Origin of the sequence: Atlantibacter sp. RC6 (assembly GCF_014193285.1) — a bacterium.
Lineage (GTDB): Bacteria > Pseudomonadota > Gammaproteobacteria > Enterobacterales > Enterobacteriaceae > Atlantibacter.
Genome location: NZ_JACHZE010000003.1, coordinates 443,921 through 463,701 on the forward strand (window position 1 = coordinate 443,921; position 19,781 = coordinate 463,701).

Genomic DNA, 19,781 nt, shown 5'->3' on the forward strand with positions numbered 1-19,781 from the left:
CTTAAACTCCTAACTTCCATGACAGGGTGCGCAGTAAATCGGCAAACACGCCGGCGGCGGTCACATCGTTACCCGCGCCGTAACCCCGAAGCACCAGCGGCAGCGGCTGATAGTAGTGGCTGTAAAACGCCAGGGCGTTTTCGCCGTTTTTCACTTTGTACAGCGGATCGTTACCGTCTACGGCGGCGATCTTCACGCGACAGGTGCCATCTTCTTCGATCATGCCAACATAGCGCAGCACTTTGCCCTCATCGCGCGCCTGCGCCACCCGGGAAGAGAAATCGTCGTCTAACTGGCTCAGACGGGCCATAAAGCTGGCGACATCGCCTTCGGCGTCAAAACTCGCCGGAAGCACTGGCTCAATCACAATATCTGAAAGTTCCAGGCTGCGCCCGGTTTCACGCGCCAGAATCAACAATTTACGCGCCACGTCCATGCCGCTGAGATCGTCACGCGGGTCCGGTTCGGTATAACCCAGCTCACGCGCGGTAGCGGTGGCTTCGGAGAGTTTCATCCCCTCATCCAGCTTGCCGAAAATAAACGACAGCGAACCGGATAAAATGCCGGAGAAGCGTTGCAGCTCATCACCCGCGTTAAGCAGGTTCTGGAGGTTTTCGATAACCGGCAGTCCCGCGCCGACGTTGGTGTCATAGAGGAATTTACGGCGTGATTTCGCCGCCGCCTGGCGCAACTGATGGTAGTAATCCATCGAGGAAGTATTGGCTTTTTTGTTCGGCGTCACCACGTGGAAACCTTCGTTCAGGAAATCCGCGTACTGGTCAGCCACCGCCTGATGAGAGGTACAGTCAACAATCACCGGGTTGAGCAGGTGATACTCTTTTACCAGACGGATCAGACGGCCAAGATTGAACGGCTCCGACGCCTGGCCCAGCGCTTCACGCCAGTTTTCCAGATCCAGACCGTGAACGTTAGTCAACAGCGCTTTCGAGTTGGCGACACCGCACACGCGTAAATCGATATGCTTCTGCTTCAGCCACGCCTGCTGGCGTTTAAGCTGTTCCAGCAGCGCTCCGCCGACGCCGCCGACGCCAATCACGAACACCTCAATCACCTGATCGGTGTTGAACAGCATTTGATGAGTCACGCGCACGCCAGTGGTGACATCGTCGTTACTGACCACCACGGAAATAGAGCGCTCGGAGGAGCCCTGGGCGATCGCCACGATATTGATATTGGCGCGCGCCAGCGCCGCAAAGAACTTGGCGGAGATGCCGCGCAGGGTGCGCATACCGTCACCGACCACGGAGATAATCGCCAGGCGCTCCATCACCGCCAGCGGCTCCAGCAGCCCTTCTTTCAGCTCCAGATAAAACTCATCCTGCATCGCCCGCTGCGCCCGCACGCTATCGGCCTGCGGCACGCAGAAGCTGATGCTGTATTCAGACGACGATTGCGTGATCAGCACCACCGAGATACCCGCGCGGGACATCGCCGCGAAGACACGCGCCGCCATCCCGACCATGCCTTTCATGCCCGGTCCGGAGACGCTGAACATCGCCATATTATTGAGGTTGCTGATGCCCTTTACCGGCAGGCCGTCTTCATCGCTGCTGGCGCCGATCAGGGTGCCTGGCGCTTGCGGGTTACCGGTGTTTTTAATCAGGCAGGGGATCTGGAACTGGGCGATAGGGGCGATGGTGCGGGGGTGGAGAACTTTGGCGCCAAAATAGGAGAGCTCCATGGCTTCCTGATACGACATCGATTTCAGCAGCCTGGCGTCCGGCACCTGGCGCGGGTCGCAGGTATATACGCCATCGACATCAGTCCAGATCTCACAACAGTCGGCGCGCAAACAGGCGGCCAGCACGGCGGCGGAGTAGTCGGAACCGTTGCGGCCCAACACCACCAGTTCACCCTTCTCATTCCCGGCGGTAAAACCGGCCATCAGGATCATGTGATCGGCTGGAATACGGCTGGCGGCGATACGACGGGTGGACTCTGCGATATCCACGGTAGATTCGAGGTAATGACCCACCGCCAGCAGTTTTTCAACCGGATCGATAACGCTGACCTTATGACCGCGCGCCTCCAGCAGGCCGGCCATAATGGCAATCGACAATTTTTCGCCACGGCAAATCAGCGCCGCGTTGATGCTGTCCGGGCACTGGCCAAGCAGACTGATGCCATGCAGGATATGGTTAATCTGGGCAAATTCATGGTCGACCAGAGCCTTGAGTTGCGCCAGAGGGAAACCAGGTTGCTCAGCGGCCAGGCCGTTAAGCAGGTCGGCAAAGATTTTTTCCGCATCGCTGATATTCGGCAGCGCATCCTGACCCCCGATGGTTTTTTCAATCATTGCCACCAGGTGGTTAGTAATTTTCGCCGGGGCAGAGAGAACCGTCGCCACCTGCCCCTGTCTGGCATTACTTTCCAGAATGTCGGCAACGCGCAAAAAACGTTGCGCATTCGCCACTGATGTACCGCCAAATTTCAACACTCGCATGGTTATTACCCCTTGATTTCTGGTCGAAAAAAAAGCCCGCACTGTTCAGGTGCGGGCTTTTTTCAGTTTTTCCTGTACGCGTCAGCCCGCCCCGTTACCTGTGGTAATGGTGGTGGTGGTTGTAATAATGGTGTTCAGGCTGATGCGAGTCATGGATGTTGTGTGCTCTGTATCTAATTTCTGTTGCTGTACCCTATTGGTTAAAGTATCTGTTGCGCCAAGTCAATGATTTTCGTATTTAGTCACCTTTCGCAATCACCCTCATCCCTTCTGCCGTCAGGTCATAAAATACTGAATATGACGAGCGCATAGCGATAACGGCCAACTTAAAAACCACAAATCGCTCCTGAAGAAGATTTTTACTCTGCGAGTTTTTTTTCAATATCGTGCAGCAAACGGTGCAGCATGGCGGTATCGCGCTGCTCAAGCAGCCCTAAACGCTGCGTCAGCCAGTCAGACATTTTATTGTCATCTTCAACCCCGAGCTTTATAAGCAATTCATTAACGCGACGACGCAGCGCGTTGAGCTGTTGCTCCTGAGTTTGTTCACTCTGTTCCCGCTTCGCTTGCATTAATGATGCTAATTGATAGCAATACACCATTACCGCCTGGCCTAAATTGAGCGAAGGATAATCTGCAACCATAGGGACGCCAGTTAAAATATCCGCCAGTGATAATTCATCATTGGTTAAACCCGAATCTTCCCGGCCAAAAACCAGCGCAATGCGATTCATCCATTGCTGTTTTTCTCCCAATAGCGGCACCAGCTGTTCCGGCGTGGCGTAATAATGAAATTTAGCCCGGCTGCGAGCGGTGGTGGCAACGACAAATTCAACATCGGCAACCGCGTCGGCAAGAGTTGGATAAATTTTAACATTATCAATAATATCCCCCGCACCGTGGGCGACCCATCGCGCAGCAGGCTGGAGATGCGCGTCGCTGTCGACAATCCGCAGTTCGTTAAAACCCATTGTTTTCATTGCCCGCGCGGCGGCGCCGACATTTTCGGGTCTGGCAGGTGATACCAAAATTATTGGAAATTGCATCGGGGTCTCTCATGCCAATAAATGACAAAAAAACGTGATAGAGCTCAACATATTACGCGTCGAGAATTTACATTGTGATAACAAAAAGCGCAATATTCGAGCAACAGCATTTATCAGGCTTTTTTAAGTTTTCATCAATAAAAGCTTTGGGAAAGATGTTAATAAAAGTATGATATCACCCTGTTTCCCATGAATAAATTTTATTAAGATATTGCCTTAATATTGGATTCAGTCTATTAATTAGTTAAGGGATGAAACTATTGGATAGTTTGCAGAATTGTGATTATCCCGAGTATTCCACGACGAAGATTTCAAGAAATTGTTATCGTGCTACAATTGAATTTGATATATGTCAACGAAGCGTAGTTTTATTAGGTGTCGCCCTTCTCTTAGCCTGTTATGTTGCTGTTAAACTGGTTAGGATGGCAGCCGTTTTTGACACCGTCGGGTCCAGAGGGAAAGTACCCACGACCAAGCTAATGATGTTGTTGACGTTGATGGAAAGTGCATCAAGAACGCAATTACGTACTTTAGTCATGTTACGCCGGGCATGTTAATTTTCGGCATGCACCAGGCAGGTCAGGGACTTTTGTACTTCCTGTTTCGATTTAGTTGGCAATTTTAGGTAGCAAACATGCAGACCCCGCACATTCTTATTGTTGAAGACGAGTTGGTAACACGCAACACGTTAAAAAGCATTTTCGAAGCAGAAGGCTACGATGTGTCTGAGGCCACCGATGGCGCTGAGATGCATCAGATCCTCTCTGATAATGACATCAACCTGGTGATCATGGACATCAACCTGCCGGGCAAAAACGGCCTGCTGCTGGCGCGCGAACTGCGTGAACAAGCCAACGTGGCGCTGATGTTCCTGACCGGCCGCGATAACGAAGTCGATAAAATTCTCGGCCTCGAAATCGGCGCGGACGACTATATCACCAAGCCGTTCAACCCGCGTGAGCTTACCATCCGCGCGCGCAACCTGCTGTCGCGGACCATGAATCTCGGCACCATCAGCGAAGAGCGACGCAACGTTGAAAGCTATAAATTCAACGGTTGGGAACTGGATATCAACAGCCGTTCGCTGGTAAGCCCTAATGGTGAGCAGTATAAGCTGCCGCGTAGCGAATTCCGCGCCATGCTGCACTTCTGCGAAAATCCAGGCAAAATTCAGTCCCGCGCTGAACTGCTGAAGAAAATGACCGGTCGTGAACTTAAGCCGCACGATCGTACTGTCGACGTGACTATCCGCCGCATTCGTAAACATTTCGAATCTACCCCGGATACCCCGGAGATCATCGCCACCATTCACGGCGAAGGTTACCGTTTCTGCGGCGACCTGCAGGAATAATCGGGTAAGTCACGACACACAAAAAGGGCGGAAATTCCGCCCTTTTGCTTTACTTCACTTCCACAATCTTTCCCGTTCATCCCCTTGCGCCACCTGCGGTTTTAATCGCGGCGCGCGTTTAGATAACGCATACCAGTCGATATGCCGCGTCAGGAACATTACCGTCGTCAGAACCACCAGCAATACCGCGGTTCCCAACAGCAGCGCGCTTTCCTGCGAACGCAGCAGCTGCCACAGCACCGCATCCAGCGTTAATAACCCTGCGCTGAATACCAGACTTCTCTTCCACCCTTTCATCACCGCTTGCAAATAGATGCCGTTAATCAGGGCGCAAACGAGGCTGGCGCTTAGCCAGGCCAGATTGAAACCGATATGTTCAGACAGCGCCAGCAATACCAGGTAGAACATCACCAATGACATCCCCACCAGCAGATACTGCATCGGGTGCATCAGGGTCGACGTTAAGGTTTCGAAGATAAAAAATGCCATAAAGGTCAAGGCAATCAGCAGTAGCGCGTATTTAACCGCCCGGTCGATAAGCTGATACTGATCGGCTGGCGTTTCCACCGTCACGCTGAAGGCCGGTAACGAATTGATCTCGCGATATAAATCTGCGCCTTCTTCAAACGTGGTGTTGATATTGTTGGCAAACCATGAGCTCTGCCACTGCGCCTTAAACCCGCTGTCGCCGACCTCACGTTGCTGAGGCAGAAAATCCCCGAGGAATCCCGGATGGGGCCAGTTACTGGTGAGTGATAGCTGGCTCATGCGTCCCAGCGGCACAACGGAAAACGTGCCGGTGCCCATTAAATTGAGTGAAAATGTCAGGTTCAGCCGTGGCTCCTGATTCAGGCTATCGGGAATATCCACATGCACGCCCTGTTTCAGGGATGCAAGCCCGGTCCCCGGTTCAATGGCCGGTAGCGCGTAATTATTCACATTCACCTTATCGACTTTCACGATGCCGCGTGAATCCCCGACGGCAAGGGCGATAAAAGGCTGGCCGATTTCAAAACCGGGTTTGCGCCACTGATTAAACTTATCGGTATTAAAGACGGCGCGAACGTTCAGCGCCGCATTCCAGATTTGCCCGTCGTAAATACCGATATGCCGTGTCTCGGCTTTCTGATCCCCTTCAATAACCAGCTCATCCGGCAAATAATAGTGAATAAAGCTCGACGGTTTCATGACCTCTTTTCCCCCTTCCTGCACCGAGATCATCTCCGTAATCGGCAGCGCAATCAGCGGGCCAAGCAGCTTTTGCGGGCCGCTGGTGCTTTGTTCGAGAGAGTTTTCCACATCATCACGATATTGTGAGCGCTCGTTAATTAAGCCTTTCAACATCGACAGCGGCAGTAGCAGCAAAATAACGCTGCCGATCAGAACCAGAATTTTGATAAATAGCGGTGATTTCAACATAAGCCCTCCTTTGGAATGAGGGCACTTTACGCCGTGAAAATGGGGGCTAAATGAAGTTATGTGAAGTCCAGGTGAAGTCAGGTGACGGGTAAAACAATGCTGGCTTCCACGCCGCCCTCGGGCCGATTGCGCAGCGTGGCCTCGCCTAAATGCAGGCGCGCCACTTCCTGAACAAACGTCAGCCCAAGCCCGCTGCTTTTCATACCGTGGCTACGCGGCAAGGAGTAAAAACGTTCAAACACCCGAGCCATGGCGAAATCAGGAATTCCGCTGCCGGTATCGGTGACGACTAAGGCAATCGCGTTGTCCTGCTGGCAGGCTCGCACTTCAATCGTCCCGCCAGGCGGGGTGAAATCCATAGCGTTATCGATAAGACCGCTTAACGCTTGGGCAAGCAACGCGCTGTCGCCCGCAATAATGATGCCGGAGGCGCTGCGCTCATCGCTCTGCAACCTGATGCCGCGCGTGGCCGCCTGCGGCGCGTGATTTTCCATCACGGTTTCAAACAGTGAGGCGACCTCAATCGGCGTGCGCTGGATCTCCAGCTTATTCTCCAGTTTGGCCTGCTGGAGCAGGTTTTCAATCAACTGCTGCATACGGGCGTTTTGCTGGAGGATATTGTCGCTAAACCGGGCGATGACATCAGGCGGCGGTGCTTCACGCAAGATTTCCGCCGCACCGCGAATGGCCGCGAGCGGGCTTTTCAACTCATGAGTTAACGCGTGGACGTACTGCTCGATGTAATTTTTCCCTTCCAGCCGGACGCGCATATTTTCCAGAGCGTGGGCCAGCTTGCGCAGTTCGCTGCTGCCCGGATTAGGCAACGGCACAGGCCGATCCTGAGTGACGGCGTCAGCGTAGCGCACCAGCTTGCCGATAGAGCGGTTGATCCACAGCACTACGCCGAGGCCAATCAATAGCGCAATGCCCAGCAACGCCGCGCCGGCAATCAGTATTCGCCGTTGGCTGCGGCGGATCACCGGCTCCAGCGCGCTGTTGGGTTTACCCACCGTCAGTACGCCGATGATCTGGCCATTATTTCTGACCGGCGCCGCGACATACATCACCGAGCTAGCCGGATCGTTGGGATCGCTCGGGGAACTGCGCGCGCCATATTGACCGCGCAGCGTCAGCCAGACGTCGTTCCAGCGCGAATAATCTTGCCCCAACGCCTGGCCCGACGAGTCATACACCACCTTGCCCGCAGCGTCGGTGAGATAAACGCGATACTCATTTTTGTTTTTAATGATGCCGGAGATATTTGCCCTGAACGGATGGCGATTAAGGCGGGCGAATGCGCGCGCCAGTTCGCCCTGCTCAGGCTGGCCGGAGAGTAAATCATCGCGAGCGATTTCGGCTAACAGGGTGGCGGAGTCGTTAAGCATGCCCTCGGTGGCGCGGCGCACCCCGGGTTTTATCTCTTCCCCGAAGATAGAAATCACAAACCATGCCGCCACGCCCACAATCAGGAAATAGCCCAGCAGCAGACGCATGCCGATGCGCATTAACACACCACCAGGCTGTAGCCTAATCCACGATGGGTGTTAATGGGAGACAGGGCTGGATTAACCTCGCGTAACTTCGCCCGCAGGGTTTTGATATGGGTATCGACGGTGCGGTCGAAACTTTCCTGGGCATCCTGCCAGACATGATCCATCAGTTGCTGGCGCGAGAACACGCGCCCTGGCGCCTCAAGCAGCGTTTTGATCAGCAGATATTCGTAGCGGGTGAGTTTCAGCGCCACGCCGCACCACACCACGGACGCCGCCAGGGTGTTCAGCTCGAACGAACCGAGTTTAATGACGCTTTCAGGTTCTTTTACGCGATTTACGCGGCGCAGAATAGTACGCACGCGCGCGCAAACTTCGCGGGGCGAAAAGGGTTTCGCCACATAGTCGTCAGCGCCCATTTCCAGCCCCAGCAGTTTATCGACCTCGTCGCTGCGGGCGGTTAAAAACAGCACCGGCAAGGCCGGGTTTTTCGCGAGCAACTGACGACACAATTCAAACCCGCTGATATCCGGCAATCCCACATCCAGAATGGCTAAATCCGGCGGCTCAGCATGCAGTGCAGCCAGCGCAGGTAAGGCCCGCTCAAAGGTTCGCACCCGAAACCCCTCCTGTTGCAGCACATAACCCAGCGTTTCGCTGATGCTGATTTCATCTTCCACCAGCCAGATTAGAGAGGGGCTCATCCGGATATTCCTTTACTGTTGCGGGCTATTCCACGGCATGATCGGCACGGCGCTAAGAGCGTTTTTCGGCGATCCTTCCACCACTTTATCGGAATAGGTGAGATAAATAAGGGCATTACGTTTCATATCATAGAAACGCACGACCTGAAGTTTTTTAAACACCAGCGACGTGCGCTTTCGGAATACCACTTCACCCTGCGCTTTACCGCTTTTGATTTTATCGGACAGGGCAATCGGCCCCACTTGCTGGCAGGAAATCGCCGCATCCGAGGTATCTTCCGCCAGGCCCAGGCCGCCTTTAATACCGCCAGTTTTGGCACGGCTAATATAACAGGTGACGTTTTGCACATCCGGATCGTCAAAGGCTTCCACCACGATTTTGTGGTCCGGGCCAAGCCACTTAAATACGGTATCCACTGAGCCAATTTCTTCCGCGTGCAATCCGCCACTCAGGCCCATTAAGAGGGCTGCCAAGGTTAATGCTTTATATTTCATATTGTTACCAATTAAGAATGTTGTGGTGATAAATATCTTTAAATTTCACGTTATTATTAATTTAAGAATATATTAATGCCAAATCTGGCACATTTTGTTAAAAAAAACACCCAGCGTTAAAAGACTAAAGAATGTTACTATCCGCTACCGAAAACACCCAGGTGTATTATGGATGAGGAACATATATGGATCAGGCCGGGATTATTCGCGATTTACTAAGCTGGCTGGAAGGCCATCTGGATCAACCCCTGTCTCTCGATAATGTGGCAACGAAAGCGGGCTATTCCAAGTGGCATCTGCAAAGAATGTTCAAAGATGTTACGGGTCATGCTATCGGCGCATACATCCGTGCGCGCCGTTTATCCAAATCCGCTGTCGCCCTGCGTTTAACCTCGCGGCCTATTCTGGATATCGCGTTACAGTATCGCTTCGATTCACAGCAGACCTTTACCCGGGCATTCAAGAAGCAGTTCTCGGTGACGCCAGCACTTTACCGCCGCTCTTCCGACTGGAACGCGCAGGGTATGCGTTCACCGCTCAGCCTGGATAATACGCCGCTTCCGGTGCATGAATTCGTCACTCTTCCCGTCCTGCACCTGACAGGGCTGACTCAGAGCTACGTCTGTTCACTGGAAGAGATGGCGGAACTGCGCCATGAAATGCGCGTGCAGTTCTGGCAAGCGTTTCTGGGGAATTCGCCGGATATCCCGCCTGTTCTGTATGGCCTGAATGAATCACGCCCCAGCATGGAAAGGGAAGATGATCAGGAAGTGCTGTATACCACCGCGCTGTCGCCGGAGTTGATTAACGGCCATATCCAGGACTGCCACCCGGTAACGGTGGAAGGCGGCGATTATGTGCAGTTTACCTATGAAGGGCTGGGCACCGGGCTGCAGGAGTTTATCTTTTTACTCTACGGCACCGTGATGCCGAAGCTCGGGCTGACGCGCCGTCGCGGCGTGGATATTGAGCGCTACTTCCCCGCTGAAGACGCTAAACGGGGTGAGCGCCCAATCCAGTTGCGTTGCGATTACCTGATCCCGGTTCGCCGCGCTTAGCGCTGTAACTCATCCAGCGCGGGGGCGTCCAGATGCGAGACGTCGCCCGCCGTTTCCACTACCCATCCCGACGCCAGCCAGGCGCTTTCCTGGTAATCCACCCGCGAAATCGAGCAATTACGCAGACGTAAACGACGCTCCGCCCAGGCCGGCAAACCAAGAATGGTGCTCACCAGGCAACCCAGCGCCATACCGTGGCTGACCAGCAGCGGACGGCTGCCTTTCGGCAGTGACAGACAGGCATTTAACGCCGCATGCATACGCTCGCTGAGTTCAAACATTGATTCGCCATCAGGAATACGCCCTTCTTCCGTCCCGTTAACCAGCTGACGGCGCCAGCCCTCCTCTTCTTCGGTTAACGCGTCGATATGGCGCTGTTCCAGCACCCCCATATCCAGCTCGCGCAGGCGCGGATCATAGGTGACCTCGCAGCCGCAGGCATCGGCGATAATTTCCGCCGTGCGGCGCGTCCGCCCCAGATCGCTGGCAATCACGTGGGTAATGCCCAGCGTTTTGACGCGCTCCCCCACCTGATACGCCTGGCGCTCACCCTTCTCGGTGAGTTTGCTGTCAGACTGGCCCTGAATGCGACGTTCAGCATTCCACTGCGTTTCACCGTGACGAACAAGGTATACCTGTAACATACTTTTTATCCGTTATACTGCGACGATATTGATTAAGACGAGACGTTAAATATTATGTACCACGTTATCTGCGCTACCACTAATCCCGCCAAAATTCAGGCGATTCTGCAGGCATTTAACGAGATCTTCACACCAGGATCCTGCCACATCACCTCGGTGGACGTCGAGAGCGGCGTGCCGGAACAACCCCTCGGAAGTCATGAAACGCGTCTCGGCGCACGCAATCGCGTGGTCAATGCCCGTGCGCTGTGCCCGGATGCCGATTTCTGGGTGGCCATTGAAGCCGGTATTGATGACGACAGTACCTTTAGTTGGGTGGTCATCGAAAATGCGCAACAGCGCGGCGAAGCGCGATCCGCCACGCTACCCCTTCCCGCCGTGATTCTGGAAAAAGTCCGCGCGGGCCAGGCGCTCGGCCCGGTGATGTCGGCCTATACCGGCATTAATGAAATCGGCCGTAAAGAAGGGGCGATTGGCGTATTTACCGCCGGCGCGCTGACCCGCAGCAGCGTTTACCATCAGGCGGTGGTACTGGCTCTGTCACCGTTTCACAACGCCGTTTATCGCTGAGTTTTCAGTAAAATCTCTTCAAGCCAGGCGCGTAGCTCTACCGGGGCGGACTTCAGGCTGTTGGAGCCGCGCGTGATGGTCGCAATGCCTGCCCCCAGCTCGCTTTTTAGCTCGCGCTGGCTCATCTCGCCGCGCAGCAGTTCTTCAATAATGCGCACGCGCGTCCCGAGCGCCGTCCGTTCGTCCGGCGTCAGGAGCAGCGTCAATAAAGGAAGATGAAGCTGGTTGTCGAAGGACTGCTTCAGGAGATCCACAAAGCGTAGCCATTCCTGTTGGCTCTGTTCATCCTGCGCTGCGGACCAGGGTGATTGTTGAGTCATGTTATGCCGCCCTACCTTCATACTCGTTAACTAGTACAGCAGCATAACATATTGCTCATCATCAGTAACGACGTTGCCACTCATTCTGCGTCATCAGATACGGCTTATCGCCCATGAAATAACGGTAGTAGGCGTCATAGGCCAGCACGTTTTTCACATAGCCGCGGGTTTCTGAAAATGGAATGCTTTCGACAAATGCCACCGCGTCGATCCTGCCCGCGCTGTTGCCAAGCCAGGTGCGCAACCTGCCCGGCCCGGCGTTATACGCCGCTGAGGCAAAAATACGGTTATCGCCAAACTGCTGATACACCGATTCCAGATACTGAGTACCGATAGTGATATTGGTTTCTGGATCGAGCAGTTGATTCACGCCGCTGTAGCCCGGAATACCAAACTTCTGCACAGTATGCGCGGCAGTGGCGGGCATGATCTGCATCAGCCCCGACGCGCCGACCGGCGAGCGCACTTTCGGGTTCCATGCGCTCTCCTGGCGGGCGATCGCCATCGCGTAGCTTTGCGAAATGTCTTTACCGCTGACGTAGCGCTTAAACAGGTTTTCATAGGCCAGCGGGAAGCGCTCTTCAAGATGATCCCACAGCTTACCGGCGATGGTGGCTTGCACGCTGAGATCCCACCAGTCGCGGTCAAACGCATAACGCGCCAGCGCCGCCTGCTCCTGGCTGGGGCGGCTGGTGATCAGGTTCGCCCATTCACTGCGCGCCGTATTATCCAGCCCCCAGTACATGAGTTCGCGCACCCGCGCCATCTCTGCGCCCTGGAACAGCGCGGAGTCGCCTTTCGGCGCTTTATCCACCCGCAGTGGATACTCTTCATTTAAGCGCTGAGCCGCCGCCATCGGATAAAAGCCGCGCTGCTGCATCAACGAGCGCAGGATCTGATTAGCCTCTTCGTTGCGGCCACGCTCCAGCAGTAAATCCGCCTGCCAGTAGCGCCATTCGTCTTTTTCTTTGGCTTCCATCGGCAGCCGCGCCAGCCAGGTATTTAGCCCGACGCGATCGCCGGTGCCCAGCGCCATGCGGATGCGCCGCTCAATCAACGAAGTGGATTCCGAACGCATAATCACGTCGTCGCGCCAGCGGGCCTGCTCGCTGGTAATGTCATTGCCCATGAGCCGCCACGCCACCAGGTCTCTTAACTCCTGGGCCTGGGCGTCGTTAAGCTGCTGCGCCTGCACCAGCGAGGGGATCATCAGCCGGGCGTTTTCCGCATCCTGGCGCGCTACGCTGGCAAAGGCCACCGCCGCCATTTGGCGGGTAAAATCGGTCGAACCGACGCTGCGGGCAAAGGTCAACACGCTGTTGGGATCGTTCGCCAGGCTGACCAGCGCGCTGGAGACGGTCTGGTATTCCGCCGGCATCTGGGACGCCAGATTGGTCACCAGTTGGGTATTGCCCTCTTTCATCGCCAGGCGAATGCGCTCAAGGTAAGCCAGCGGATCTTGTTGGCCGGAGCTACGCCAGGCGGAAAACAGCCGATCGCAGGCCGACGGCAGGTTCTTCCCGGTCAACCAAATCTCTTTCGCCCCGCTGTACGCCGTAGCGGTATCGCCGGTATTCCACTTGGCGTAGTAATAGTTACATTTCGCTTCCGTAGCGGAAGGCGGCTGCGGGCTAAACGCCAGCAGCCCGCGCCAGTCCTCACGGCGCGCCAGTTCATTAACAAAGCGGTTGGTCAGGGTTCTGGCGGGCGGCAGCGTCGGGTTGGCGCGCACAAACTGCGTGACGGTAAGCGCCGGTTGATTCATAAGATCGTCAGTGAGCTGACGATATTGTAAATAAGGATAGAGCGGATACTCGGTCAGGGTGGGCATCAATTGCGCCACGGTATCCATCTGGCGGTTATCCCAGGCCTGCTTAACCTGCGCGTAGCGGCTGCGCTGCTCTTCCAGCGAATCAGCCCATGCAGCCTGGCTAATGGTCATCAGACACACGCCCGCAGTCAGCACTCGCCAGGCGGTCTGTTTAGCTTTCATCACTCGACATCCCTCATGATGGATTAACGGCTGCGGCATCATGCCGCTGTAATACGATACTTTATGCTAACCAGGGGTTTGCGGTTGCGCCACGTCGTGGACATTTTTTTACGTTAAAGCCGGCTGCGCGCGAGCTAACACTCCGCGCCCGCGATGCTGGGATTACCCCGGGAAAAAGGCTACACTTCGCCACTAATCACATCACCAATGAATATAAAGAGGCGAAGTCGCAACGTGGCTCAATTCGTTTATACCATGCATCGTGTCGGCAAAGTGGTTCCGCCGAAACGCCATATTCTTAAAAACATCTCTCTGAGCTTTTTCCCCGGGGCGAAAATCGGGGTGCTGGGCCTGAACGGCGCCGGTAAATCCACCCTGCTGCGCATTATGGCGGGCATTGATACCGATATCGAAGGCGAAGCGCGTCCGCAGCCTGGCATTAAAATCGGTTATCTGCCGCAGGAGCCGCAGCTCAATACTGAACACACTGTGCGTGAATCCGTGGAAGAAGCGGTTTCCGAAGTGGTTAACGCGCTGAAAGGCCTCGATGAAGTGTATGCCAAATACGCCGAGCCGGACGCCGACTTCGATAAACTGGCCGCACAGCAGGGCAAGTTTGAAGAGATCATCCAGGCCCATGATGGCCACAACCTGAACATCCAGCTGGAGCGTGCCGCCGATGCGCTGCGCCTGCCGGACTGGGATGCCAAAATCGGCAATCTCTCCGGTGGTGAACGCCGCCGCGTCGCGCTGTGCCGCCTGCTGCTGGAAAAACCAGATATGCTGCTGCTCGACGAACCGACCAACCACCTGGATGCCGAATCCGTGGCCTGGCTTGAGCGCTTCCTGCACGACTTCGAAGGCACCGTGGTGGCCATCACCCACGACCGTTACTTCCTCGATAACGTTGCCGGTTGGATCCTGGAGCTGGACCGTGGCGAAGGCATTCCGTGGGAAGGCAACTACTCCTCCTGGCTGGAGCAGAAAGATCAGCGTCTGGCGCAGGAAGCCTCACAGGAAGCGGCACGCCGTAAGTCCATTGAGAAAGAGCTGGAGTGGGTGCGCCAGGGCGCGAAAGGCCGTCAGTCCAAGGGCAAAGCCCGCCTGGCGCGTTTTGAAGAGCTGAACAACACCGAATACCAGAAACGTAACGAAACCAACGAACTGTTTATTCCACCGGGAGCGCGTCTGGGGGATAAAGTGGTTGAAGTGGCTAACTTGCGTAAATCCTACGGCGATCGCGTGTTGATTGACGATCTGAGCTTCTCGGTGCCTAAAGGCGCGATTGTCGGCATCATCGGCCCGAACGGCGCGGGTAAATCCACCCTGTTCCGCATGATGTCAGGCCAGGAACAGCCGGACAGCGGCACCATCACCCTGGGTGAAACCGTGAAGCTGGCGTCCGTGGACCAGTTCCGCGACAGCATGGACAACAGCAAAACCGTATGGGAAGAAGTTTCCGGCGGGCTGGATATCATGCGTATCGGCAACACCGAAATGCCAAGCCGCGCCTACGTGGGCCGCTTTAACTTCAAAGGCGTGGATCAGGGCAAACGCGTGGGCGAACTGTCCGGCGGTGAACGCGGCCGTCTGCACCTGGCGAAGCTGTTACAGGTGGGCGGCAACGTGCTGCTGCTCGATGAACCGACCAACGACCTGGATATCGAAACCCTGCGCGCGCTGGAAAACGCCCTGTTGGAATTCCCGGGCTGCGCAATGGTTATCTCGCACGACCGTTGGTTCCTGGACCGTATCGCGACCCATATCCTGGATTACCAGGACGAAGGTAAAGTGGAATTCTTCGAAGGTAACTTTACCGAATACGAAGAGTATAAAAAACGCACCCTCGGCGCTGACGCGCTGGAGCCGAAGCGTATTAAGTACAAACGTATCGCTAAATAAACATAATGGCCCTCAAACAGAGGGCCATTTTTTTCCTTCCCCCTACCAGGATAAGTAGTTGAGCACTTCTCTGATTTATTGAGATATTTTGCGTTAAGCAAAACAGGGACTGAAGGCCACTGGCTGGGCGCGCTTTTTATCGCCTAATCCTGATGTCAGAATTTTCTCATTGTTCTTGTTTAGCGGCTTTTACTGTGTTAAAAATCCCCTGCTTTTCCGCTTGCTTGAAGTACTTCGGTACGACACGAATGCTTTGTTTGAAATTAACGTTAGCAATATTTGTTCCATTCCCTCCAGTATTGCTTTTCAGCGCTAATCCTGAAGCACGACGATGCAGACGAAATACGCCAAGATTCATTACCGAATTTAATGATTAAGTTCAGTCACGGCCCGCTGCTGTGACGATCTTTCAAAGGAATGAGTATGTCTGAGCTATCTCAAATCGACGTAACGCCAGCCCATATCGACGCAACTCTGCTCGGTGCCGTGCAACGGACCTTAAGCGAACAAGGCCAGGCATTGTCCAGATTGTCGCAAAAAGTCGACGCAACCCAATACACCGCCGCCCTAAACATGATGCTGGAATGCAAAGGTCATGTAATCTTATCGGGCATGGGAAAATCGGGGCACGTGGGCCGGAAAATGTCCGCCACGATGGCCTCCACCGGCACGCCCAGCTTTTTTATTCATCCGGCGGAAGCATTCCACGGCGATCTCGGGATGATTACGCCTTACGATCTGTTGATTTTGATTTCCGCCAGCGGCGAGACCGATGAGATCCTCAAGCTGATCCCGTCGCTGAAAAATTTCGGCAATCGCATTGTCGCGATTACCAACAACGGTCAGTCCACCCTTGCGAAGCACGCTGATGCGGTGCTCGAGCTGCATATGGACAGCGAAGCCTGCCCGAATAACCTCGCGCCCACCACCTCCACCACGCTTACCATGGCGATTGGCGATGCGCTAGCCATTGCGTTAATGGAGAAACGCCAGTTCCGCTCCGATGATTTTGCCCGCTATCACCCAGGCGGTTCTTTAGGTCGCCGGCTGCTTACCCGCGTCAGCGACGTGATGACTCATCAGGTGCCGACGATCGACATAGACGCTGATTTCAAAAGCGTGATTCAAGCCATCTCCAGCGGTTGCCAGGGAATGGTCGCAGTGACCGAACAGCATTGCCTGGCTGGGATTATCACCGACGGCGACCTGCGTCGTTTCATGGAAAAGCATGACGACTTCCTGACAGCCACCGCAGAGCAAATGATGACGCGCCAGCCACTGACGATTAGCCCGCAAATGATGGTGGTGGAAGCAGAAGAGATTATGCAGAAACGGCGTGTTTCTTCGCTGCTGGTCACTGAAAGTGACGACATCGTGGGCTTATTACGCATTTTCAATTAATGATTTGACAGGGATCCCCTGCAAAAGAAACCGAGCGCAAATCGCTCCTGTAGATGACGAAACTGGCATGTTTATTGAGAAAGTTAGAACCGCTGTTCCAGCGGTAAAGCGTAGATTGGCTGTCATTAATCTGGAAACTATTCAACGACATTTGGGAAAATTAGTCGTCCTGATCCCCATGACGCTATTGATTGTCTATCTGGTGATTTTTAGTCAGCCACGCTATGTCAGCGAGTCTACCGTAGCGATTAAGCGTTCCAGTGATATCGACGGCAGCAGCCTCAACGTGGGGCTGCTGTTAGGTGCATCGAATCCCAGCTCGGTTGAAGATGCCCTGTATCTGAAAGAGTACATCAATTCACCGGATATGCTGGCTATCCTCGATAAGCAGCTTAACTTTCATGAAGCATACAGCCATAGTGGCCTGGATTTTTTCTATCACCTCCCGCGCCAGGTAACGGCAGAAAAGTTTCTTGATTATTACCGCAACCGCATCGCGGTCACCTGGGATGATAAAAACGGCCTGTTGACCATCCAGACGCAGGGCTTCACCCCGGAATTCGCCCAACGCTTCAACCAGGCCGTGCTGAAAGAATCTGAGCGTTTTATTAACGAACTCTCCCACCGTATTGCCCGTGATCAACAGCAGTTCGCCGAAAGCGAGATGGAAAAAGCGCGCGCCAGATTAGATGAAAGCAAACGCCTGTTGCTCACCTATCAGAACAGCAATAACGTGCTTGATCCGCAGGCTCAGGCCTTGGCCGCAACTACCCTGGTCAACACCCTGATGGGCCAGAAAATCCAGATGGAAGCCGAGCTGCGTAACCTGCTGACCTATTTGCGCGAAGATGCGCCGCAGGTCGTGAGTGCGCGTAATGCCATTGACTCGCTTGCCAGCCAGATTGAAGAAGAGAAAAGCAAAATCACCGCGCCGGACGGCCATAAGCTCAACCGGATGGCGGTAGATTTCGAAGAGATTAAATCTCAGGTTGCGTTTGATACGGAAATCTACAAGCTGGCGCTCACATCCATCGAGAAAACCCGCGTTGAAGCGGCGCGTAAGCTGAAAGTGTTGTCCGTCATTAGCTCGCCGCAACGTCCTGAAGAATCACGCTTTCCGAACATTCCATACCTGCTCGCCAGTTGGTTGCTGGTGTGCGGCTTATTGTTCGGAACCATAAAACTGCTGTTGGCGGTTATTGAAGATCACAAAGATTAATAAGAGTCATCACTGAGTTTGCTATGAAATTATTAAAATGGATTTGCGTTGCCCTGGCCTGTCAGTTAGCACAGGCTAACGCTGTCGGCATCAGTGCCGACCCTAACCTCACGGGCGCGCCAATGCCGGATCTGCTGCCCGGCCAGAACCAACAGGCCGTTTCCAGCGATGGATTTGATAACTCACCGCCTCCTGCCAGCGCGTCGGTCATGAGCCGTATGTTCGGTGCCCAGCTTTTCACCTCCTCTACCGCAGACAGCGGTGCCAGCATCGGTTTTAACCCGAGCTACGTGATTGGACTCGGCGATACCATTCAAATCCGCTTGTGGGGCGCATTCAGCTTTGACGGCGCGTTAACCGTTGATCCGAAAGGCAATATCTTCCTGCCTAACGTCGGCCCGTTGAAAGTCGCCGGGATTACCAACGGGCAGTTGAATACCTTAGTGACCAGCAAAGTGAAAGAAGTGTACCAGGCGAACGTTAACGTCTATGCCTCGCTGGTGCAGGCGCAGCCGGTCAAAGTATTCGTAACCGGCTATGTGCGCAATCCTGGCCTGTACGGTGGCGTAGCGTCTGACTCACTGCTTTCTTACCTGAGTAAAGCAGGCGGCGTTGACAGCGATCGCGGCAGCTATGTGGATATCGTCGTTAAACGCGGCACCCGCGTGCGCTCGCGCGTTAATCTCTATGACTTTCTGCTCAGCGGCAATCTGGCGCTGTCGCAGTTCTCCGATGGCGACACCATCGTGGTTGGCCCACGCCAGCACACGTTTAGCGTTGAAGGCGACGTATTCAACAGCTATGACTTCGAATTCGCTAATAGCACCATTCCTGTGACTGAAGCCCTGAGCTGGGCGCGGCCTAAGCCAGGCGCCACCCATATGACGATCATTCGCCAGCAGGGCACGATGAAGCGCAGTGAATATTATCCGCTGAGCTCTGCGCCGGGCCGTACCTTGCAGGATGGCGATAAACTGGTGGTCAGTTCCGACCGCTACGCCGGCACCATTCAGGTGCGTGTAGAAGGCGCGCACTCCGGCGAGCACGCCATTGTGCTGCCATATGGCGCGACAATGCGCCAGGTGCTGGCGCAGGTGCGTCCAAACAGCATGTCGCAGATGGATGCCATCCAACTGTATCGCCGCTCCGTGGCGCTGCGTCAAAAAGAGATGCTCGATGTCACCCTGCAAAAACTGGAGCAGGCCTCGCTTTCTGCGCAATCCTCCACGCAAGAAGAAGCGCGCTTACGCATGCAAGAAGCGCAACTGGTCAGCCGCTTCGTCGCTAAAGCCCGCACCGTGGTGCCAAAAGGCGAAGTGGTGCTGAACGAGACAAACATCGACTCGGTACTGCTGGAAGATGGCGATGTGATTAGCATCCCGGAGAAAACGTCTTTGGTCATGGTTCACGGCGAAGTGCTGTTCCCGAACGCCGTAAGCTGGGAGAAAGGTTTAGATCCGGAAGAGTACATCGAGAAATGCGGCGGTCTGACGCAGAAATCGGGTAACGCCAAAATCATCGTGATCCGTCAGAACGGCGAAGCGCTCAACGCCGATGACGTTAAAGAAATGCGTCCTGGTGACGAGATCATGGTATTGCCGAAGTACGAGTCGAAAAACATCGAAGTTACGCGCGGCATTTCCACGATCCTGTACCAACTGGCAGTGGCGGCAAAAGTCATTCTGACGTTGTAACCATCGGTCCT

At 54.5% G+C, this 19,781-nt stretch carries 19 protein-coding genes and 1 other annotated feature; of the genes, 7 read left to right on the plus strand and 12 right to left on the minus strand.

Annotated features, from left to right (window positions below):
* Position 1: 1 nt before the first annotated feature.
* The 4 genes from thrA to yjjY all read right to left on the minus strand — a co-directional run bounded on the left by thrA (position 2) and on the right by yjjY (position 4,048).
* A complete protein-coding gene (gene thrA, locus FHW74_RS10075) occupies positions 2 to 2,464 on the minus strand; it encodes a bifunctional aspartate kinase/homoserine dehydrogenase I (protein ID WP_183170305.1) in 2,463 nt (820 codons plus the stop codon).
* Between the two features lie 25 nt (positions 2,465 to 2,489).
* Positions 2,490 to 2,610, minus strand: a sequence feature (Thr leader region).
* Positions 2,546 to 2,617: a thr operon leader peptide gene (gene thrL, locus FHW74_RS23010; RefSeq protein ID WP_183170375.1), complete on the minus strand. Its 72-nt coding sequence runs from the start codon at positions 2,615 to 2,617 to the stop codon at positions 2,546 to 2,548. Its footprint overlaps the feature before it by 65 nt.
* Positions 2,618 to 2,823: 206 nt before the next feature.
* Complete coding sequence (locus FHW74_RS10085; RefSeq protein WP_183170306.1) at positions 2,824 to 3,510, minus strand: tRNA/rRNA methyltransferase; 687 nt, start codon at positions 3,508 to 3,510, stop codon at positions 2,824 to 2,826.
* Between the two features lie 397 nt (positions 3,511 to 3,907).
* Complete coding sequence (gene yjjY, locus FHW74_RS10090) at positions 3,908 to 4,048, minus strand: protein YjjY (RefSeq protein ID WP_125293101.1); 141 nt, start codon at positions 4,046 to 4,048, stop codon at positions 3,908 to 3,910.
* A gap of 96 nt (positions 4,049 to 4,144) precedes the next feature.
* On the opposite strand from yjjY, the gene arcA reads away from it, so the two are divergent.
* Positions 4,145 to 4,861 (plus strand): two-component system response regulator ArcA, encoded by a 717-nt coding sequence (arcA, locus tag FHW74_RS10095; protein ID WP_002434287.1) that lies wholly within the window; start codon positions 4,145 to 4,147, stop codon positions 4,859 to 4,861.
* A gap of 54 nt (positions 4,862 to 4,915) precedes the next feature.
* Here the strand turns inward: arcA and creD are convergent, their stop codons facing one another.
* The 4 genes from creD to creA form a co-directional block, all read right to left on the minus strand.
* A complete protein-coding gene (creD, locus tag FHW74_RS10100; protein WP_183170307.1) occupies positions 4,916 to 6,280 on the minus strand; it encodes a cell envelope integrity protein CreD in 1,365 nt (454 codons plus the stop codon).
* Between the two features lie 77 nt (positions 6,281 to 6,357).
* Positions 6,358 to 7,785, minus strand: coding sequence for a two-component system sensor histidine kinase CreC (gene creC / locus FHW74_RS10105; protein ID WP_183170308.1), 1,428 nt, complete (start codon positions 7,783 to 7,785; stop codon positions 6,358 to 6,360).
* Positions 7,785 to 8,474, minus strand: coding sequence for a two-component system response regulator CreB (gene creB, locus FHW74_RS10110; RefSeq protein ID WP_183170309.1), 690 nt, complete (start codon positions 8,472 to 8,474; stop codon positions 7,785 to 7,787). Before creB ends, creC begins: the two co-directional genes overlap by 1 nt.
* 12 nt (positions 8,475 to 8,486) lie before the next feature.
* Complete coding sequence (gene creA / locus FHW74_RS10115; protein ID WP_183170310.1) at positions 8,487 to 8,969, minus strand: protein CreA; 483 nt, start codon at positions 8,967 to 8,969, stop codon at positions 8,487 to 8,489.
* Positions 8,970 to 9,154: 185 nt separating this feature from the next.
* On the opposite strand from creA, the gene robA reads away from it, so the two are divergent.
* The gene (gene robA / locus FHW74_RS10120) at positions 9,155 to 10,027 is read left to right on the plus strand and encodes an MDR efflux pump AcrAB transcriptional activator RobA (protein ID WP_183170311.1); all 873 of its coding nucleotides are present in this window, start codon (positions 9,155 to 9,157) and stop codon (positions 10,025 to 10,027) included.
* On the opposite strand, the gene gpmB is transcribed toward robA, so the two are convergent.
* Positions 10,024 to 10,671: a 2,3-diphosphoglycerate-dependent phosphoglycerate mutase GpmB gene (gene gpmB / locus FHW74_RS10125; RefSeq protein WP_183170312.1), complete on the minus strand. Its 648-nt coding sequence runs from the start codon at positions 10,669 to 10,671 to the stop codon at positions 10,024 to 10,026. The two genes, robA and gpmB, sit on opposite strands and share 4 nt — an antisense overlap.
* A 54-nt stretch (positions 10,672 to 10,725) precedes the next feature.
* Here gpmB and yjjX point away from each other — a divergent pair, with 54 nt between their 5' ends.
* Positions 10,726 to 11,241 carry an inosine/xanthosine triphosphatase gene (yjjX, locus tag FHW74_RS10130; protein ID WP_183170313.1) on the plus strand — a complete coding sequence of 172 codons (516 nt, stop codon included), beginning with the start codon at positions 10,726 to 10,728 and terminating at the stop codon, positions 11,239 to 11,241.
* Here yjjX and trpR read toward each other — a convergent pair.
* Together trpR and sltY are read right to left on the minus strand one after the other, a co-directional pair.
* Positions 11,232 to 11,561: a trp operon repressor gene (gene trpR, locus FHW74_RS10135; protein ID WP_125293093.1), complete on the minus strand. Its 330-nt coding sequence runs from the start codon at positions 11,559 to 11,561 to the stop codon at positions 11,232 to 11,234. The genes yjjX and trpR overlap by 10 nt on opposite strands.
* Positions 11,562 to 11,622: 61 nt before the next feature.
* A complete protein-coding gene (gene sltY / locus FHW74_RS10140; RefSeq protein WP_183170314.1) occupies positions 11,623 to 13,557 on the minus strand; it encodes a murein transglycosylase in 1,935 nt (644 codons plus the stop codon).
* 231 nt (positions 13,558 to 13,788) lie between these two features.
* Here sltY and ettA point away from each other — a divergent pair, with 231 nt between their 5' ends.
* Positions 13,789 to 15,456 carry an energy-dependent translational throttle protein EttA gene (gene ettA / locus FHW74_RS10145; protein WP_183170315.1) on the plus strand — a complete coding sequence of 556 codons (1,668 nt, stop codon included), beginning with the start codon at positions 13,789 to 13,791 and terminating at the stop codon, positions 15,454 to 15,456.
* 166 nt (positions 15,457 to 15,622) lie between these two features.
* On the opposite strand, the gene FHW74_RS10150 is transcribed toward ettA, so the two are convergent.
* A complete protein-coding gene (locus FHW74_RS10150) occupies positions 15,623 to 15,814 on the minus strand; it encodes a hypothetical protein (RefSeq protein ID WP_183170316.1) in 192 nt (63 codons plus the stop codon).
* A gap of 65 nt (positions 15,815 to 15,879) precedes the next feature.
* Here FHW74_RS10150 and FHW74_RS10155 point away from each other — a divergent pair, with 65 nt between their 5' ends.
* The 3 genes from FHW74_RS10155 to FHW74_RS10165 all read left to right on the plus strand — a co-directional run bounded on the left by FHW74_RS10155 (position 15,880) and on the right by FHW74_RS10165 (position 19,770).
* A complete protein-coding gene (locus tag FHW74_RS10155; RefSeq protein ID WP_183170317.1) occupies positions 15,880 to 16,857 on the plus strand; it encodes an SIS domain-containing protein in 978 nt (325 codons plus the stop codon).
* A gap of 67 nt (positions 16,858 to 16,924) precedes the next feature.
* A complete protein-coding gene (locus FHW74_RS10160; protein ID WP_183170318.1) occupies positions 16,925 to 18,076 on the plus strand; it encodes a capsule biosynthesis protein in 1,152 nt (383 codons plus the stop codon).
* A 23-nt stretch (positions 18,077 to 18,099) separates the two neighbouring features.
* On the plus strand, positions 18,100 to 19,770 hold the full coding sequence (locus tag FHW74_RS10165; RefSeq protein ID WP_183170319.1) for a polysaccharide biosynthesis/export family protein: 1,671 nt from the start codon (positions 18,100 to 18,102) through the stop codon (positions 19,768 to 19,770).
* Positions 19,771 to 19,781: the final 11 nt, after the last annotated feature.

Coding starts and splice junctions, on each gene's coding strand:
- FHW74_RS10085 (WP_183170306.1), bottom strand. CDS start 3,510: ATGCAATTTCCAATAATTTTGGTATCACCTGCCAGACCCGAAAATGTC.
- FHW74_RS10155 (WP_183170317.1), top strand. CDS start 15,880: ATGTCTGAGCTATCTCAAATCGACGTAACGCCAGCCCATATCGACGCA.
- FHW74_RS10160 (WP_183170318.1), top strand. CDS start 16,925: ATGTTTATTGAGAAAGTTAGAACCGCTGTTCCAGCGGTAAAGCGTAGA.
- creC (WP_183170308.1), bottom strand. CDS start 7,785: ATGCGCATCGGCATGCGTCTGCTGCTGGGCTATTTCCTGATTGTGGGC.
- arcA (WP_002434287.1), top strand. CDS start 4,145: ATGCAGACCCCGCACATTCTTATTGTTGAAGACGAGTTGGTAACACGC.
- creB (WP_183170309.1), bottom strand. CDS start 8,474: ATGAGCCCCTCTCTAATCTGGCTGGTGGAAGATGAAATCAGCATCAGC.
- yjjX (WP_183170313.1), top strand. CDS start 10,726: ATGTACCACGTTATCTGCGCTACCACTAATCCCGCCAAAATTCAGGCG.
- robA (WP_183170311.1), top strand. CDS start 9,155: ATGGATCAGGCCGGGATTATTCGCGATTTACTAAGCTGGCTGGAAGGC.
- creA (WP_183170310.1), bottom strand. CDS start 8,969: ATGAAATATAAAGCATTAACCTTGGCAGCCCTCTTAATGGGCCTGAGT.
- gpmB (WP_183170312.1), bottom strand. CDS start 10,671: ATGTTACAGGTATACCTTGTTCGTCACGGTGAAACGCAGTGGAATGCT.
- thrA (WP_183170305.1), bottom strand. CDS start 2,464: ATGCGAGTGTTGAAATTTGGCGGTACATCAGTGGCGAATGCGCAACGT.
- FHW74_RS10150 (WP_183170316.1), bottom strand. CDS start 15,814: ATGAATCTTGGCGTATTTCGTCTGCATCGTCGTGCTTCAGGATTAGCG.
- FHW74_RS10165 (WP_183170319.1), top strand. CDS start 18,100: ATGAAATTATTAAAATGGATTTGCGTTGCCCTGGCCTGTCAGTTAGCA.
- trpR (WP_125293093.1), bottom strand. CDS start 11,561: ATGACTCAACAATCACCCTGGTCCGCAGCGCAGGATGAACAGAGCCAA.
- creD (WP_183170307.1), bottom strand. CDS start 6,280: ATGTTGAAATCACCGCTATTTATCAAAATTCTGGTTCTGATCGGCAGC.
- yjjY (WP_125293101.1), bottom strand. CDS start 4,048: ATGACTAAAGTACGTAATTGCGTTCTTGATGCACTTTCCATCAACGTC.